This window comes from Chitinophagaceae bacterium (genome assembly GCA_030053935.1).
Classification (GTDB): domain Bacteria; phylum Bacteroidota; class Bacteroidia; order Cytophagales; family JASGCU01; genus JASGCU01.
In genome coordinates, this window is record JASGCU010000019.1 from 13,771 (window position 1) to 32,468 (window position 18,698).

10 protein-coding genes are annotated in these 18,698 nt (G+C 34.4%); 5 read left to right on the forward strand and 5 right to left on the reverse strand.

Annotated features, from left to right (window positions below):
• Positions 1 to 147: 147 nt before the first annotated feature.
• The gene (gene der / locus QM536_03615) at positions 148 to 1,461 is read right to left on the reverse strand and encodes a ribosome biogenesis GTPase Der (GenBank protein ID MDI9356098.1); all 1,314 of its coding nucleotides are present in this window, start codon (positions 1,459 to 1,461) and stop codon (positions 148 to 150) included.
• A gap of 616 nt (positions 1,462 to 2,077) precedes the next feature.
• On the opposite strand from der, the gene QM536_03620 reads away from it, so the two are divergent.
• Entirely contained in the window at positions 2,078 to 2,689 is a 612-nt protein-coding gene (locus tag QM536_03620) for an SCO family protein (GenBank protein ID MDI9356099.1), read from the forward strand.
• Between the two features lie 80 nt (positions 2,690 to 2,769).
• Here QM536_03620 and mutS read toward each other — a convergent pair whose 3' ends face one another.
• Positions 2,770 to 5,370 carry a DNA mismatch repair protein MutS gene (gene mutS, locus QM536_03625; GenBank protein ID MDI9356100.1) on the reverse strand — a complete coding sequence of 867 codons (2,601 nt, stop codon included), beginning with the start codon at positions 5,368 to 5,370 and terminating at the stop codon, positions 2,770 to 2,772.
• Positions 5,360 to 6,481, reverse strand: a complete 1,122-nt coding sequence (gene lpxB / locus QM536_03630; GenBank protein MDI9356101.1) for a lipid-A-disaccharide synthase — start codon at positions 6,479 to 6,481, stop codon at positions 5,360 to 5,362. Before lpxB ends, mutS begins: the two co-directional genes overlap by 11 nt.
• 205 nt (positions 6,482 to 6,686) lie before the next feature.
• Here lpxB and QM536_03635 point away from each other — a divergent pair, with 205 nt between their 5' ends.
• Together QM536_03635 and ftsY are read left to right on the forward strand one after the other, a co-directional pair.
• Entirely contained in the window at positions 6,687 to 7,745 is a 1,059-nt protein-coding gene (locus QM536_03635; GenBank protein ID MDI9356102.1) for a COX15/CtaA family protein, read from the forward strand.
• 17 nt (positions 7,746 to 7,762) lie between these two features.
• On the forward strand, positions 7,763 to 8,677 hold the full coding sequence (gene ftsY / locus QM536_03640) for a signal recognition particle-docking protein FtsY (GenBank protein MDI9356103.1): 915 nt from the start codon (positions 7,763 to 7,765) through the stop codon (positions 8,675 to 8,677).
• 89 nt (positions 8,678 to 8,766) lie between these two features.
• Here ftsY and mfd read toward each other — a convergent pair whose 3' ends face one another.
• Positions 8,767 to 12,126 (reverse strand): transcription-repair coupling factor, encoded by a 3,360-nt coding sequence (gene mfd, locus QM536_03645; protein MDI9356104.1) that lies wholly within the window; start codon positions 12,124 to 12,126, stop codon positions 8,767 to 8,769.
• 27 nt (positions 12,127 to 12,153) lie between these two features.
• Positions 12,154 to 12,873, reverse strand: coding sequence for a lysoplasmalogenase (locus QM536_03650; GenBank protein ID MDI9356105.1), 720 nt, complete (start codon positions 12,871 to 12,873; stop codon positions 12,154 to 12,156).
• A 456-nt stretch (positions 12,874 to 13,329) separates the two neighbouring features.
• Here QM536_03650 and QM536_03655 point away from each other — a divergent pair, with 456 nt between their 5' ends.
• Positions 13,330 to 16,314, forward strand: coding sequence for a tetratricopeptide repeat protein (locus tag QM536_03655; protein ID MDI9356106.1), 2,985 nt, complete (start codon positions 13,330 to 13,332; stop codon positions 16,312 to 16,314).
• 245 nt (positions 16,315 to 16,559) lie between these two features.
• Entirely contained in the window at positions 16,560 to 18,539 is a 1,980-nt protein-coding gene (locus QM536_03660) for a dehydrogenase E1 component subunit alpha/beta (protein ID MDI9356107.1), read from the forward strand.
• Positions 18,540 to 18,698: the final 159 nt, after the last annotated feature.

Sequence of the window (18,698 nt, forward strand, 5' to 3'; positions counted from 1 at the left end):
GAGTCCACGCTGAAAAGTCGCTTTTGGTACATTTATAATTTTGTAAAATTTGATTACCAATAATTTTAAAACTCAATATTTTTGTAAAAAGAACTTTTCTGTCCCTTTTTTTATTGTTTGTGGGATTAATGCTTATATATCTGTTGATTATTTTTGTCTAAAAAAAATAGTAATAGGTGACCCTGTGAAGTCAAATTTCTCTCTTATTTTATTTGATAAGAATCTTTGATAGGATTCTTTGATATATTGCGGATGATTACAGAAAAAAGCGAAAGATGGTGTTTTTGTAGGGAGTTGTGTTATGTATTTTATTTTTATATGTTTCCCTTTGATAGATGGGGGTGGGTAATGTTCTATTTCTTTTCCCATTACCTCGTTTAGTTGGGAGGTATTGATATGTTTTATTCTATTTTCATGCACAGAAATAGCAAGTTCGATTGTCTGTAGTATTCTTTGTTTTTGTAAAACGGAGGCAAATATAATGGGAATATAGTCCATAGTTCCTAATTTTTCTTGAAAAGTTTTTCTCATCGCGTCTGCTGTTTTTTGGTCTTTCAATATTAAATCCCATTTATTTACCATTATGAGTATTCCTTTTTTATATTTTGCGGCAAGATGGATAATACTTACATCTTGTGCTTCTAATCCGCTTTGCGCATCAACCATTACGATACAAACATCGCTATCTTGCAGTGCTTGAATGGAACGGAGGACAGAAAAAAACTCTACGTCGTTATTTTTCACCTTACTTTTCCTTCTCATACCGGCTGTATCGGTGAGTATAAAGTTTTTTTGAAACAAAGTATAGTGAGAATCTATAGAATCTCTGGTAGTTCCTGCTATATCGGTTACTATAACTCTTTCTTTTCCCAGAAGAGCATTGGTAAAAGAAGATTTTCCTACATTTGGTTTTCCTAAAATAGCTATTCGGGGAATTTCTTTTCCTGGTGCAGATGCATCTTCATCTTGCAGATGCAAAACCACTGCATCAAGTAATTCTCCTGTTCCATATCCACTTGCGGAAGCAATGGGAAAAATGGTATCACTTATTCCAAGTGCGTAGAATTCATTTGCAACAAAGACACGTTGAGGATTATCTGCTTTATTTGCTACTAAAAATACTGGTTTTTTTATGGTTCGCAGTACTCTTGCTATATCTTTATCGTATTCTGTAATACCATCCCCACAATCTACTAAAAATAGTATTACCGTTGCTTCTTCCAATGCATCTAAAACTTGCTTTCTAATAGACATTTGAAAAATATCCACTGAATCGGCTATATAACCACCCGTATCTACCACGGTAAAATTTTTACCAATCCATTCTGCATATCCATAATTACGGTCTCTGGTGACGCCAGGTTCATCGTCCATTATCGCTTTTTGTTTTTCTACTAATCTATTGAAAAAAGTGGACTTGCCTACATTTGGTCTCCCCACTATTACTACTATATTTGCCATGTTTATTGTTCTTTGTTATTGTGTGAATGTATATGTGAGGTTTTATTAAAAGTATTTTCTTTTCATTTTTCATAAAAAAGAAAACGTACTTACAAATAATGAAAGGAAAACTTCAAATATATCTAAAAAAAACTATCTTTCATTAAAATGGTATATTACCATTTTTAATCTTGATAGAATAATGAAAAAAGAAAGAATACTCAAAAAAAACAAACAAATGAGAGTATTTAGGTAAAAATAGATAGAAATATTTTTTGAAATTTGTTATAAAATACACCTTTGTTGTAACTATTTACCTACTCTTCTCGCTTGATAATCAATGGATTATAATCATAAAAATGAGTACTTTCCATCTTATTATTTCAAAAAGAATTTGATTTGAACATAATTCAATAAAACACTCGTTTTATTAGAATAATTGTATAGTTTCACTACAATAGTATATAAATAATATCATAAAAAACATAAAAGTATTTCAGTTTTTTCTAGTTTAAATTATTTTTTATGGTTTTATTACCTAAACAATTTGAAAAATATAAAATGGGGTCTTGTATTTTTAGATTTTAAAATAAAAAAAGTTTTTAAAAACCATCTTTAGTTATTAATGAAAATAAAAATGAAAAAGAGAGTGCTTATTTTTGTATTGGTTTGTGTGGTTTCGTGTTCCTCTAAAAAGGAGGAGTTACCATATTTAGGCAATCATAGTTATTTGGAGAAAGATGGGAAGGAGGTAGTTCAATATTATCAGATACCAAATTTTCGTTTTATGAATCAGGATAGTATATGGGTAGAGGAATCTTTATTTCAGAATAAAATATATGTAGCAGATTTTTTCTTTACTTCTTGTGGTACTATATGTCCTGTAATGAAGAATGAGATGTTGCGAGTGTATAATGCGTTTTTAGAAGATACTACGGTTTTATTTCTTTCTCATAGTATAGATCCTGTTCATGATAATATTTCTATTTTAAAAGAATATGCGAATAGCATAGGGGTAGATGGGGAAAAGTGGCATTTTGTGAGGGGAGAAAAAGAAGATATATATGATATAGCAGAGAAGTATTTAACGGTGGTAGAAGAAGATACTAATGGGGCGGGAGAATTGGTTCATAGTGGTCTTTTTTTACTTATAGATAGGGAACGTCATATAAGGGGTTTTTATGATGGTACGAATTCGGCAGAAGTCACACGGTTGATAGAGGATATAGAGGTTCTTTTAAAGAAATAATGGGGTTTGTGGTTCTTGTTGTGATTTTTATGTTGTAGGTGGTATTTTTGATGTATAAGAATAGTTGAGGGGATAGAGGTTTATCTTTCTTTTTTCAAGATAAGTATAAGTTCGTTGAGTTTGAGAAGAGCTTCTACTGGGGAGAGGGTATTGATGTCAATTTTGGTAAGTTGTTGTTTTATTTTTTCCCAGAGAGGGTCTTCTTCGAAGAGGAGCATTTGAGTATTTTTTTTGGGTATATCTTTTATTTTTTTTATTTCTTTTTCGCGGATATTTTCTGTTTCGAAGCTGTGCATAATTTCATAGGAGCGAGTGATTATTTCTTGTGGTATACCTGCCATTTTTGCTACGTGTATTCCAAAGCTGTGCTGGCTTCCACCCTCTACTAATTTTCTCAAAAAGATGATTCTCTTGTCTATTTCTTTTATGGAGATATGAAAATTTTTGATACGTGGGTTATCGTGTTCCAATTGATTAAGTTCGTGGTAATGAGTAGCGAAGAGGGTTTTTGGATGAAAAGGCAAGTGATTATGAAGATATTCTACAATAGCCCATGCGATGGATATGCCGTCGTAGGTGCTGGTGCCTCTTCCTATTTCATCCATCAAGATAAGAGATCTTTCTGATATATTATTGAGAATATTAGCTGTTTCTGTCATTTCTACCATAAAAGTAGATTCTCCTCGGGACAGGTTATCGGAGGCACCTACTCGTGTAAAGAGTTTATCAATTATTCCTATATGTGCGGCTTCCGCAGGAATATAAGATCCCATTTGTGCCATGAGAACAATGAGTGCTGTTTGCCTTAGGAATGCTGATTTTCCGGACATATTAGGTCCTGTTATTATGAGAATTTGTTGGGCAGAGTCGTCTAAGTATAGGTCGTTTGGGATATATTTTTCACCTATTGGGAGTTGACTTTCAATAACGGGATGGCGTCCTTGCTGTATTTTTATGATTGTATCATCAGCAATAAATGGTTTATGGTATCTTTCTGTTTTTGCTATTACCGCAAAGCATGCCAGGCAATCTAATTCTGCGATGATATGGGCATTTTGTTGTATAGGTTCTACATATTCTGCACAAAATTCTATGAGCTGTTGGTAGAGTTCTTGCTCTATGGATATAATTTTTTCTTCTGCGGTTATTATTTTTTCCTCGTATTCTTTGAGTTCGGGGGTTATGTATCTTTCGGCGTTGGTAAGAGTTTGTTTTCTTATCCATTCGGTTGGAACTTTGTCTTTATGCACATTTGTGACTTCTAGGTAGTAACCAAATACTTTATTAAAAGATATTTTGAGAGAAGGGATTCCTGTTTTGGTACTTTCCTGTTGTTGCATTTTGGTCAGATATTCTTTACCGCTTTGGGATATTTTACGGAGTTTGTCGAGTTCTGTATGCACGTTGTCTTTTATGATGTTTCCTTGTGATATTATAATTCCTGCTTCTTCTTTCAAAGATGTTTCTATTTTTTGTATAAAGAGTTCGCAGGGGTTCATGGTATCTCCAAAGGTTTGTATTTTTTGGGAATGGATATTCAGAAGCAATTTTTTAAGGGGTGCGATTTGCATCATTGCTTTTTTGAGGTACAATAATTCTCGGGGGTTTATTCTCCGCATGGCTACTTTGGATATAAGTCGTTCTATATCACCTATATTTTTGAGGAAGTTTCTTATCTGTTCTAATGCATCTGTCTGTTGAATAAAATTATCTACTGTGTCTAAGCGTTCTTCTATTTTATTTTTTTCTTTCAGTGGCAGTATTATCCATTTTTTTAAGAGGCGTGATCCCATAGGAGTAAGGGTTCTATCCATGACCTGTAAAAGAGAAGTTCCATCTTGTTGGTATGGGTATATCAATTCTAAGTTTCGGATAGTAAAGGGGTCTAACCATACATATTTTTGTTCTTCTATGCGTCTGATGGAATAAATATGTTGCAAATTTTTATGTTCTGTATCTTTGAGATATTGAATAATAGAGCCAGCGGCTATTATACCGAGTTTTAACTGTTCTATTCCAAATCCTTTGAGGGTAGAAGTTTTCATTTGCTCTGTAAGGTTTTGATAGGCGTAATCTATTTTAAAGACCCAGTCATCTAAACCAAATCGGGGGATGGTATCGGGGATATTTTTTTTTATATATTCTTTTTGATGCTTGGCAAAGAGAATTTCTGATGGAGAAAATCCATTCATTATTTTTTGTATTTGCAGAAGAGAACCCTCTGAAACTAAAAATTCGCCCGTAGAAACATCTAAAAGAGATATGCCCACCATGTCTTTTTCAAAAAAAAGAGAAGCCAAAAAATTATTACTTTTTTTGTCCAATAGGTTTTCATGAAAAGACAGTCCGGGGGTTACTAATTCGGTTACCCCTCTTTTCACAATTCCTTTTACAAAACGGGGATCTTCTAATTGGTCGCATATTGCTACTCTATGCCCTGCTCGGATTAACTTTGGGAGATAATTATCTAAAGAATGATATGGGAAACCTGCTAACTCTATGTAAGTTCCTACTCCATTTGCTCTCTTGGTCAGGACTATCTCTAATAATTCGCTTGCTTTTATAGCATCTTCTCCAAATGTTTCATAGAAATCTCCGACTCTAAAAAGTAATAAAGCACCCGGATATTTTTTTTTAATATCTGTATGTTGCTTCATTAAAGGTGTCTCTTTATTTTCCATTTTGTTTCTCTTTTACAAATTGTATTATCTTTTCTGAAAGTAAATCGGAGGTATTGAATTCTCCCAAAGTTTCCTCTATTTGTTTATATCCTTGTTGGATTTTGTATCTATAGCCTTCTGATTCCATTAACATTACTAATTCTTTTGCTAAATAAACAAACGAAAATTTTCGTTGAATAAACTCTTTTACTATTTCCTTATTTGCTATAATATTTACCAAAGAAATAAAAGGAATTTTTATAGCAATACTGATAATCATATAGGTAAGAAAACTGGTTTTATATACCACCATTTGAGGAACATTAAGGAGAGCGGTCTCTAAGGTGGCTGTTCCCGATGTAACAATTGCCGCTCGTGCCTTTTTCAAAATCTCGTACGTTTTTCCATATTCCAAAGAGATATTAGAAATATCTTTGATACAATTATATAATTCTGTCGGAACATTATCAACGCCTGCTACTATAAAATAATATTGCGGAAAATGTTTTGCGAGTATGCGGATTTGCGGCAAAATATTCCTAATTTCGTCTTTTCTACTTCCTGGTAAGACGGCTACTATAGAAGGAACGGTAACATGTTTTTCCAAAAAATGGGTATCTACAACATATTGATTGATGAATTGTTTCGTAGGATTTCCTACATATTCTACGGGGTAGTTATAGAAGGCATAAAACTCTTTCTCAAAAGGGAATATACAATATAAACGGTCTATATATTTTTTTATGGTAAATACTCTTTTTCTATTCCAAGCCCATACTTTTGGTGATATGTAATATATATTAGTAAAAAGATGCTTCTTTGCAAAAGCTGCTATTCGTAGGTTAAATCCTGGAAAATCAATATAAATAAGCACATCGGGATTATATTCTAATATCTGCTCTTGGCATTTCTTTTCTATTTTTTTTATAAATGAGAGATGTTTTATTACTTCCCATATCCCCATAAAAGATATTTCTTTGTAATGCTGTAATAAAATACCTCCCGCTTCCTGCATAGATTCCCCGCCCCAACAATAGATTATAGATGTGCTTTCTTTTTCTTTTAAAGATTGTATTAAAGCCCCCCCATGCATATCTCCCGATCTTTCTCCAGCTATTATGAAATATTTCAAAATATTATAGTATGTTTGATAATTTCTTATTAAAAATGTATGCTCTTAGTAGCATTGAGACTATTAAAAAAATAAAATAATAACATAATATTTATTTGGTTATTTTTGATATATGTTCAATTTTTTAAAAAATTTAAACTTTGCACACACGGAAAAGTTACTTTTGACACCTTTATAATTTCACTTACACAATAGATATAATTTTATGACGACACTCTCAGTATTAAGCAGATATAAAAAATTTTGTCTTTTCACCATATCTCTTCTTTATATACTTATATTGATAGGGGCAGTGGTTCGCGGAACAGGTTCGGGGATGGGCTGCCCCGATTGGCCCAAATGCTATGGAAAATGGTTTCCCCCTCGTGATACTTCTTTATTGCCACAGAATTATGCAGATATTTTTCAGACACATCGCATAGAAAAAAACAAGAGAATTGCCCATTATTTAGAATGTATGGGGATGAGTAAAATAGCAGATAAGATAACAAATGACCGTCTCATACTACAAAAACACAGGTTTGATTATACCAAAGCCCTTATAGAATATGTAAATAGAATTGTAGGAGTATTGATAGGTTTTTGTATTTTTATAACATTTATTTTTTCTTATAAAATAAAAAAAGATATTCCTTCCGTGTTTTATTGTTCTTTAGTAGCTTTTGTTTTAGTATTGGTAGAGGGTTTCTTGGGTTCTATTGTTGTCTCTACTAATCTTATCCCTCATATAGTTTCTATTCATCTTTTACTGGCTCTGGTTATATTATTTTTTCTCATAAAAGCATATATCAAAACGGATACAAAACCTTCTTTTTCGAATGCAACAGAAAGAAAACCCACAAAGATGAAAGTAGGAATTATTGTATGTATGGTTCTTTTTTTTATACAGTTTTGTATGGGAGTATTGGTGCGAGAATCTGTAGATTCATTTGTATTGGAAGATGAGAATATTTCTAAAAGTTATATCATTGCTCATTTAGGAAATATCTTTTTCATTCATAGGTCTTTCTCATGGGTAGTTTTAATCGCTCATTTATTTCTCATTTATTGGGGAGTGAAAAGCAGAAGGAGAGGTGTTGTATGGTATGTATGTATATACCTTTTTATATTCATTATGTTAGAAATTTTTATTGGAATGGTTTTAAATTATTTTGAATTACCGAGTTTTGCTCAACCTTTGCATTTATTTATCGCATCTCTTATTTTTGGAATAGAATTTTATCTGTATGAATTTTTATACAGTAAGAGAAGTATTGTATTGTAGTTTATCATAAAAAAGATATGTTTCGTTTTTTTTCAAAGGAGAATATTGTATCAAAAATAAAGAAAATAGTATTTGGCAAAACGGTTATAGATGCTATTTTTTTGGAGATGTTAGAAGAAGTGCTTTTAACGAGTGATGTAGGGATGAATACTACCGAAAAAATTATAAAAAAGATAGAACAGCGAGCCGCAAAAGATACATATATGAATGAGGAGCAGTTGTTTTCGTTTATCAAAGAAGAGATAATGATTTTTTTTGAGGGTGCCGAAAGCTTTGTGGCATCGGGTTTTTCTATTCCTAATGATAAAAAGCCGTATATCATTATGGTGGTGGGTGTGAATGGAGTGGGGAAGACAACCACCATAGGGAAATTAGCGTATCAATATAAGCAAAAAGGATATTCTGTATTGTTAGGAGCTGGGGATACTTTCCGAGCTGCCGCAGTAGAACAGTTGAAGATATGGGGAGAAAGAATAGGAGTTCCTGTGGTGGAGCAAGGTATGAATACTCCGCCGTCTTCTGTTGCTTTTGAAACTGTGAAGAAAGCTGTAGAAATGAAAGCTGATGTTGCTATTATTGATACTGCGGGAAGGTTACAGAATAAAATAAATCTTATGAATGAGCTTTCCAAAATAAAAAAAGTGATGCAGAAGTTTTTGCCTGATGCTCCTCATGAAGTGTTATTAGTGTTGGACGGCTCTACGGGGCAAAATGCTTTTTCTCAAACACAAGAATTTATGCAGGCAGTAGATGTCAATTCCATTGCTATTACTAAATTAGATGGTTCTGCAAAAGGAGGGGTTATTATTGGTATTTCAGACCAGTTCCATATCCCTATAAAATATATTGGAGTAGGTGAGCAAATGACAGATTTAGAGATATTTGATTCTACAAGATTTGTAGATGCTTTATTTTCATCTGTTCAGGGGTGATGTTGGGTTATGAGACCATTTCTTAAAATAGGTTTTTTTGAGGAAGAAACAAATACAAAAAGAGATCCTTTTTACATTTATAACTCTTTTCAAAGCCGTTCTAAAGCTTCCAATGATTGTAGAGCAAGGTTCCCATCTTTTATATTATTGATGGATAGAATGGTATATTGCTTTACATTTTTTAGTTGTGCCTTCTGTGGGTTCTTTTTTACAAAATCAATTATTTTTCCAAACAGAGCCAGTGCAGACGGTGGTATGTTTTCTGCTGTATTATTGAAATAACAATAGAGAGTAGCGTTCTTTATGATTATTTTTTCTACTCCTAATTGTTGCCCTTTCCATTTAATGGAGAGGGTTTTGGCAAGGGATGTTACTTGATGTGGTAGATTTCCAAATCTATCTTTTAGCCCCGCGAGAAAAGTTTGCAGTTCTGTGGGATTTTTGATATTACTGAGGAGAGCATAGGTTTGAAATCTTTCTGTGGCATTAGAAATATAGGTTTCGGGGATAAAATTTTCCCAATCGGTTTCTATTGCACACTCTCCTGTTGATGTAGGCATTTCTTTTTTTTCACTTTGAAAGAGATGGGCGAATTGATTGTTTTTTAATTCTTGGATTGTCTCGTCTAAGAGTTTATGATATGTATCAAAACCTATATCAGATATGAATCCGCTTTGTTCTCCTCCCAATATATTGCCCGCCCCTCTGATGTCCAGATCTCGCATTGCTATTTTAAATCCATCTCCGAGTTCTGTAAATTCTTCTATTGCTCTCAGTCGTTTTTTTGATTCGGCAGAAAGAGAATCTACGGGAGGGGAAAGCAGATAACAGAATGCTTTTTTATTGGACCTGCCCACTCGTCCTCGCATTTGATGAAGGTCAGAAAGCCCAAACATGTGTGCTTGGTTGATAATAATGGTATTTGCATTAGGAATGTCTATTCCATTTTCAATAATATTGGTAGAGACGAGAATATCTTTTTCCCCTTCAATAAATTGATATATGAGTTCCTCTAAAGAGTCTTCTTTCATCTGCCCGTGAGCAACGGCAATGGCAGCATCGGGTGCTAATCTTTGAATGGTGTTTGCCAAAATAGGCAGTTGCTCTATTCTATTATGTACAAAAAATACCTGCCCGTGCCTTCCTAACTCGTATCTGATAGCGTCTCGGATTATTTTTTCATTATATGGGTGAAATTCTGTGGTTATGGGCTGTCTATTGGGAGGAGGAGTGTTTATAATGCTTAAATCCCTTGCTCCCATGAGGGAAAAATGCAGAGTTCGGGGAATGGGCGTGGCTGTTAGGGTAAGCGTATGGACATTTACTTTTCTCTCTTTGAGTTTTTCTTTTACTGTCACTCCAAATTTTTGTTCTTCGTCTATTACCAGCAGTCCTAATTGCTTAAACTCTATGTCTTTATTGATAATACGATGCGTTCCGATGAGGATATCTACTTTTCCTTCTTTTGTTTTTTCAATAATGTCTTTTACATCTTTTTTGCTTCGGAATCTATTGATATAATCTATGGTTACGGGAAATTTTTCTAATCTTTCGGTAAAGGTTTTATGGTGTTGCATAGCCAAAATGGTAGTAGGAACGAGTATTGCCACCTGTTGTCCGGCGCATACTGCTTTGAAAGCGGCTCTTATAGCAATTTCTGTTTTTCCAAACCCTACGTCTCCGCAGATAAGTCGGTCCATGGGATACGATTTTTCCATATCTTTTTTTACATCTGCTGTAGCAGATGCTTGGTCGGGAGTATCTTGGTATAAAAAAGAGGTTTCTAACTCTTCTTGTAAGTAGCTATCGGGAGGGAATGCGAACCCTGGCGATGCTTTTCGTTTTGCATAGAGCTCTATCAAGTCTTTTGCAATTTCTGCTATTCTTTTTTTAATTCTACTTTTTTTTGCTTCCCATTCGGGTGTTCCCAATTTGTTCATTTGGGGAGCAATTCCATCTTTTCCCGAGTATTTAGAGATCTTATAAAGGGATTGGACGCTCACATACAGCACGTCACTATCTTTGTAAATGAGTCGAATAACTTCTTGGGTATTTCCACCGACTTGCATGGTTTCTAAACCTGCAAATCTTCCTATTCCATTGTCAGAATGGACTACAAAATCTCCTATTTGCAGGGTTTTTATTTCTTTGAGAGTGATAGCACTTTTGGAAGCATATTTTTTATGCTTTACTGTATAGGCATGGTATCTTTCAAAAAGTTGATGGTCTGTATAGCAAAGGACTTTGCTGAGAGTATCTATGAATCCACTTTTGAGGGAGATGCAGAGAGGATCTGTTTGTAATGTGGGTGATTTTTCTGCAAAGATTTTTTCTAATCTTTGCAATTGATTTGGAGAGTCGCTGGCAATAAAGGTCTTATAACCCTTTTGTTTCCAATGTTGTAGGTTTTCGGTAATGATGTCAAAATTTTTTTGAAAAGAATCTTGTTGTTGTGATTCGTATTGAAACACAAGAGCATTTTTAAGAGAGAAGGTATCCCCAAACTCTATACAAAAAAAACGAGAGAGTAGTGTTTCAAAGACATCTCTCTTTTCTAAAAATTCTTCGGGATGGGTAATAAGTGCGTTCTGTGGGTCTTTTTCTTTTTTTTCTGTATAGATATGTAAGGTTTCTTGAAAACTCTTGTCTATCGTATCTAAAAGGAGTTGTGTGTTTTTTATCCAAATCCTTGTATTTTTGGGGATAAATTCTAAAAAAGATTGTTTTTTAGGAGCAACAATACTCTTGTGAAGATGAGGAACTATGTTTGCTTCTTTCAAAGATCCTTCAGAATACTGGCTTTCTGTATCGAAAAAACGAATACTTTCTATCATATTACCTGCAAATTCGATTCTATAAGGCAGATTTTCCGAAAAAGAATGGATATCTATAATTCCACCTCTGATAGAATACTGCCCTGCTTCATACACAAACTCTATTTTATTGAAATTATAGTGTTGCAGAAAATCTATAATAGTTCCACGGGGTATTTCCTGCCCCACTCGAAGTGTTAGGGTGCTGGCTTGAAGGGATTGTTGGGTTATAATCTTCTCTGTGAGAGCTGCGGAATAGGTAATTATGACCGTATCAGGATCAGGGAGATGCAGGATATTACTCATAACCTCTGTTCTTTGTAATATGTTTATATTCTCTATTTCATCGGGAGTATAAGCCGTTCTATAAGAGGAAGGAAAGAAGAATACTTTTTTTGTATGAGAGAGTATATGTTCTATATCCGATAAAAAATACAGAGCTTCCTCATTATTTGCCAATATACATACAATAGGTGCTTTGTCTATTTTCTGAACCGCAAGAGGGATGATGGCATCTAAGGATCCTTTGAGCCCTCGTATTTGTATACTGTGTGATGTGTTTTTTTTGAGTTCTACGGCTAAAGATTGAACGACACTATTTTCTTGATAGATATCTATAAAATTTACTATTTCCACTCGTGTATATATAGTTGCTTGTTAAAATTATTTGTAATGCTGTAAAAAACCTTTTACTAAAAACCATTGTGCTGCTATATAAGTGAGCATTACGAAAAAGCCACTATAAGGAACCGGAAATATTGAAAACTTATTGAGGGCTAATAAAAAATCTGATATAAAAAATAAGAGAGAGCCCATGCAAAGGAATATATAACTGCCCGAAGGAGTGCTTTTTTCTAAGAGAATAGCAGAAGAAACCATACATGATATGCAAAAAGTATAGAGAGCAACGGGTATGAGGAGCGGTCCAAAATTCTGAAGCCCCGTTACTAAAAAAAGAAGAGCAACCCCAAACACTAATGCTATAAAAAATATACTTTTTCTGCTTACATTCTGATCTTTTATTCGGATTTGGAAAAAAACAAGAGTATATAAAATATGTGTTATCAAAAAACTCCCCAATCCTAAAAGAAAATATATTTCCCCATCTCCTATTAAAAGGGCATCTCCCATAAAACTCGCTATCAAAGCACCTATAAAGATTCTTTTTTTTGAAAAAGGAACCGATATACTTCCTAACACGCTATCCGTTGTTGCTACTACATATAATAGAAGCGCAGGTATGAGGTGTAGCTTGGTAATAGTTTGTACAGATGGTATTTCTCCTACCAATATACTTATGAGATGTAAACAAGAATGGAATATAAAGAGTATAAAAAAGTACTTGGCACTTGGAAAATAACTGTTATAGAATCTGTATTTCATAATGAAGGTTTTTAATGTGATATATATAATGGAATTATGAACCACAGCCAAAGGATATTTATTTTAAGAGGATGCGGCTCTCTTTTTACTCAATCATTCTCTTTTTTGAATGGAGCCAAAAAACAGAACAGAAATATTTTTTATTTGCACAGCAAAATGCAATAATACCAAAAAAAGAGCATATATGCAAAATATAAAAAAAGATATTGATAAAAAAATGAATACTATAAGTATATTTTTTAGTTTTGAGAAAAGTATTTATGTTCATCATGCTTCAAATTGCTTTTTAAACAGAAAAAAAATGTATGCAACAAGTTTGTGAGGGAAACAGTAAGATTGTATAATTATAAAAGAACCTCATTAATAGAGCTCCATTGGATTGCTGAAAAACATTTACTTCAACCATACTTCAAGAAACAATATAAAAACAAATAAAACATTAATATTATTCACTCTATGAACTTTTTTAACAAAAATAATACGGTCTTCTTTTGGAACTCGTGGGATACTTTTTATAAAAAACACTTTCTGTTTGTATTCTATCCATTTTTATTGTTAGTTATCATAACCGCTGTTTTTATACCTCTCCAAGACAGTTTTTCCATTGATTGGCTGACGGAAACAGACACAAAAACTATACCCATCGCAATAGATACTATACCTATAGGTTTTGTATCCTTAGAAGTTCCCGCTGAAATAGCCCTCGTGCAACAATATTTTTCGGGAGATTTTATGAAAATACATATTGTTTACGGATATATCTATGTATTCCTGCTCTTTTTTCTTTATAGCATTCTTTTTTCAGTAGGTACGGTACTTCCGCGTTTTTGGTATATTTTTTTTGTAGGGATAAGCATATTTCTTCTCGCTACCCTCCAGATACATCAAATCAAGTTTTTTGGTTTTTCCAATCAATATCCATTCATAGTTTTAATCGTCTGTATTTGCTCGCTGAGTTATTATTTTTATACCAAGTCACCGTTCATTCCTTTTTTTATACGGGTCAGTTCTTTTTATGGTATCTTTTTGATGCTGATATTCTTATCCATTTTTTTTGGAGAAACCAACTACCCACTCTTTACCCTTTGCCAAAATACATACATCAGTGCTCTACTCATCACGGTCTTATTCTGTCTTTTGGTGGGGCATGAAATTATTTATTGGATACTGTATGTAAGCACCAAAGGAGGAAGGTCCTATATACCCAGCAATAATACCAAACACTTTCTATCACTGAGCCTTCTCTACATGCTTATGCTGTTGCTTATATACACATACAACACCCGAATAATCAAAGTAGAAATTATTTCTGTAAGCCCCATTATGATACTCATATTTTCTGCTATTTTAGGACTTTGGGGATTGAAGGACAGGGAGGAAAGATATGGTGCAATAAGCCCGTTTTATCCATTTGTGGCAATACTCTATCTCACTTTAGGAATGATTACATTTTCTACTATTATTTGGCAGATGGTTCAAAACAACGACCCCGTATTAGAAACTATAGATGACTCTATTGTCTTCGGGCATATCGGATTTGGATTTATATTTATCCTCTATGTTATTGCAAACTACCTCACACCTCTGATGCAAAACCAACAAGTATATAAAATTGTATTCAAAGAAAGCAATATGCCGTATATGAGCTATAGGTTAGGAGGAATCGTTATCATCTGTGCCTTTTTCTTTTATACCGAAAAAATCAGCTACTCGCAGGCAATCGCAGGGTATTGTAATCAAATAGGAGACCTTTTGGTACTGAAAAAAAATATCCCCGCCGCAATACACTCTTATAAACAAGGAAACTTTATGGGATATGCAAATCAAAAATCAAACTACCAATTAGCATACCTCTTGCACTCACAAAAAGAAAAAGAAGCCCTCTACTATGCAGAACTCTCCACCCAAAAAAATCCATCTCCACAAGCATTCATCAACACCGCAAACCAATACAATCAAAAAGGCAGATTCTTGGAAGGAATTTTCATACTCCAAGAAGCATGTAAGAACTACCCCAACGACCCCTTTCTACAAAATAACATGGGATACTTGTATCTCAAAACAGACATAGCCGACTCATCTCTCCAATACCTCAAACAATCTCTCCAAAACGAATCTACTTACAGCCAATCTCTTACCAACATAGCATACTTAGCTTTCCAACTCGGAACTATACCATCCCCTCAAGAACTTAACCAATATGACTCATCTCTTTTATATGAAAATTTCTCCATAAATTATTTCGCCTCTCTCATAAAAGCAAAAAAAACAGATGAAGATATACACATCAATACAATATTTACCAACAAAACACTCACTAAAAACTCTCTCCATTTGATTATAAACGCCTCCCTCGCCTCCATAAAAAACCCAAAAAACATACTCCCCCCCCTAAAAAATTATATAAACGATACCTCCAACAAACAATACAAAGAACCATTAGAACTCATATACTCTCTCCACGCATACTATCATAATAATGTAGCAGAAGCATATACTCTCTTAGATAAACTCCAAGAAAATAACCACAATACAAGAGCAGAATACCTCTATATAATGGGAATATTTGCATTACAACAAAACAACCCCGAAAAAGCAATAGCATTTTTAGAAAAATCTGTAGAAGAACCATATTACCCCGCTTTCAAAGCACTCATCACAGCATATTTGGAAAATAATAATCCCGAAAAAGCAATAACCCTTTTACAAACCATAGACCTCACAGAAGACCAAGAACTCAAAGCATACTCAGAATACATATACTCTGCCCTCCACTCCCCCATAAACGATGAACAAAAATATCAATATATCAGATGGAATTGGAAAAAACTACCCGAAGAAACTATACAGAGTATCCTATACACCATACAAAATGAAACTATACAAGCAAAAGCAAACCTCTTCCTCACCCATATATATATCCAAAAAGAAAAAATACCCGAAGCAGAACAACTTTTAGAAAGCATAACAGAAGAAATGATTCCTCCCGAAATGCGATTAGAAAAACAAAAAATCCAATACCAAGTCCACCTTCAAAAAAATGGACTCTCCGAATGCTCATATCCCATCCTCCCCAATGATAAAGCAACTCTGAAAGAGATAAAAGCATATAGAGAAGCAAAAGACTGGAAAAACCTCATCCACAAAGTATCTGAAAACCCCTTCGACCTTACTCTCCTCATAGCCGCTACAGATTTTTGTATGCAACAAAAAGAATGGGAACACGCATATAACATACTCCTTATTGCATATAGCTTTCATCCCCATGAATGCAAAGTAATACAGAGATACGCCATAGCATCACTTATGAGAGGGTTAAACATGTATGCAGAAAACTCTCTCCTCAAATGCTCAAAATGTATGAAAAAAGAACAATACCTCTCATTCGAAAAAAAATATACCCACCTCAAAGATTCTCTCCTCAACTCTCAATGGGAATGATGGACTTGGAACCTACCTCAAAGGAATAAAAAATCAATACTTACATAAAAGAAATATCCTCACACCAACATTATAATAAAATTTCATACCTTTCCTTTTTAAAAATGTTACCATACACTTTTTGAAGATAATTTTTGCGTAAGGTGAGTTCATAATTGGTACGTTCAAAAAATAATTGTCAATATTTATCATAAAAAACATATATTAATTTTTTCAATAACAGACACATATTATTACACAGCACTATGATATTTAATAGAAATACATTAACAGAGGGGGAATTATTGCATATTTACGAGAAGCTCTTAGAACCGAGGATGATAGAGGAGAAGATGCTCATATTATTAAGACAGAATAAAATAAGCAAGTGGTTTTCAGGGATTGGACAAGAGGCAATTTCGGTAGGGATTGTTTTAGGGATTGAGAGAGACGAGTATATCTTGCCGATGCACAGGAATTTGGGTATTTTTACGGGCAGAGGGATACCTTATAAGACATTATTTTCGCAGTTTCAAGGGACCCTGAATGGATTTACCAAAGGACGAGACCGTTCTTTCCATTTTGGAACGCGGGAATATAACATTGTAGGGATGATAAGCCATTTAGGTCCGCAGATGGGAGTAGCCGATGGCATAGCTTTAGCATCAAAATTGGCAGAAGAAAAAAAAATAACCGTTGTATTCACCGGAGATGGTGGCACGAGTGAAGGGGACTTTCACGAATCTGTCAATGTAGCTGCAGTGTGGAATCTTCCTGTAATTTTCGTTATTGAAAACAACGGCTACGGACTAAGTACCCCCAGCGCCGAGCAGTTCCGTTTTAAGTCCTTTGTAGATAAAGGAATAGGATACGGAATAGATGCCATAAGTATAGATGGAAACAATGTCTTAGAGGTTTTGGATACTATCAAAACATGGGCAAAAGATATACGAACCAATCCTAGACCCCTCCTTATAGAAGCAAATACCTTTCGGATGCGAGGACATGAGGAAGCTTCCGGCACTAAATACGTTCCTAAAAAACTCATGGAGCATTGGGCTACCAAAGACCCGATTCAAAACTACGAAGCATTCCTTATGTCCATCAATGTCTTAACCGAAGCAAAAAAGAAAGAAATAACTCAGAAAATAAAAAAAGATATTGATGATGCAATAGAAACCTCTTTTGCAGAACCTCTCCCCATCGCCGATACATCGACAGAACTACAAGATGTTTATTTCCCCTTTTCCCAAAAAGTTTTTTTCCCCAATACAGCAAAGACCTCTCCAAAACGCTTTGTAGATGCTATTGCTGATGCTCTCCGCCAAAGTATGGAACGATTTCCTGATTTGGTGCTTATGGGACAGGATATTGCAGAATACGGAGGGGTTTTTAAAGTGACCGAAGGGTTTGTAGATATGTTTGGAAAAGAAAGAGTGAGAAATACTCCTCTCTGTGAGTCCGCTATCGTGGGAACTGCTTTGGGGCTCTCCATAAAAGGCAAAAAATCAATGGTAGAAATGCAATTTGCTGATTTTGTGACAGAAGGATTTAACCAAATAGTGAACAATCTTGCGAAAAGTCATTGGCGATGGACACAAAATGCTGATGTAGTTATCAGAATGCCAACAGGGGCAGGAGTAGCTGCTGGACCTTTTCACAGCCAAAGCAACGAAGCATGGTTTTTTCATACCCCCGGTCTCAAAATTGTATACCCTTCTAACCCTTACGATGCCAAAGGATTACTCAATGCAAGCATAGAAGACCCTAATCCTTATTTATTTTTTGAGCATAAAGCACTCTATAGGTCTCTAAGCCAAGATATTCCCGATGATTATTATACCATAGAAGTAGGAAAAGCAAGCCAGATACAGGAAGGCAACGATGTATCTATCATAACATACGGAATGGGTGTTGTATGGGCAAAAGAAGTCATGAAAAAATTTCCCGATGCCAGTGCTGATATTGTAGATCTGCGAACTCTCTTACCTTGGGACAAAGAATCCGTCTTTGCTACGGTACAAAAAACAGGAAAAGTACTTATAGTCCACGAAGATTGCATTACGGGAGGCATAGGAGCAGAAATAGCAGCTTGGATAGGGGAATATTGTTTTTCTTTTTTAGATGCACCTGTTATGCGAGAAGGAGGATTAGACACCCCAATCCCTTTTGCACAAACATTAGAGCAAAACTTTTTGCCAAAACAAAGAATGGAAGAAAAAATAAAAAAACTATTGCTTTTTTAAACGGTTATTCTACCAACATTTCCCAACTACGTTGCTTTTTAAGGGTGTATCCCTGTAATTTTGTTATAAAAATGCCACAACAACACAATCAAAAACTACGTAACACCGAAATATTGGTAGCTGGGGGAAGTCAAAAATTCACCTCTTTATTAAACGTGT

Bases quoted from the DNA above. Each gene is read 5' to 3' on its own strand.
- der (MDI9356098.1), bottom strand. From the start codon at position 1,461: ATGGCAAATATAGTAGTAATAGTGGGGAGACCAAATGTAGGCAAGTCC.
- QM536_03620 (MDI9356099.1), top strand. From the start codon at position 2,078: ATGAAAAAGAGAGTGCTTATTTTTGTATTGGTTTGTGTGGTTTCGTGT.
- mutS (MDI9356100.1), bottom strand. From the start codon at position 5,370: ATGGAAAATAAAGAGACACCTTTAATGAAGCAACATACAGATATTAAA.
- QM536_03635 (MDI9356102.1), top strand. From the start codon at position 6,687: ATGACGACACTCTCAGTATTAAGCAGATATAAAAAATTTTGTCTTTTC.
- ftsY (MDI9356103.1), top strand. From the start codon at position 7,763: ATGTTTCGTTTTTTTTCAAAGGAGAATATTGTATCAAAAATAAAGAAA.
- QM536_03650 (MDI9356105.1), bottom strand. From the start codon at position 12,873: ATGAAATACAGATTCTATAACAGTTATTTTCCAAGTGCCAAGTACTTT.
- QM536_03655 (MDI9356106.1), top strand. From the start codon at position 13,330: ATGAACTTTTTTAACAAAAATAATACGGTCTTCTTTTGGAACTCGTGG.
- QM536_03660 (MDI9356107.1), top strand. From the start codon at position 16,560: ATGATATTTAATAGAAATACATTAACAGAGGGGGAATTATTGCATATT.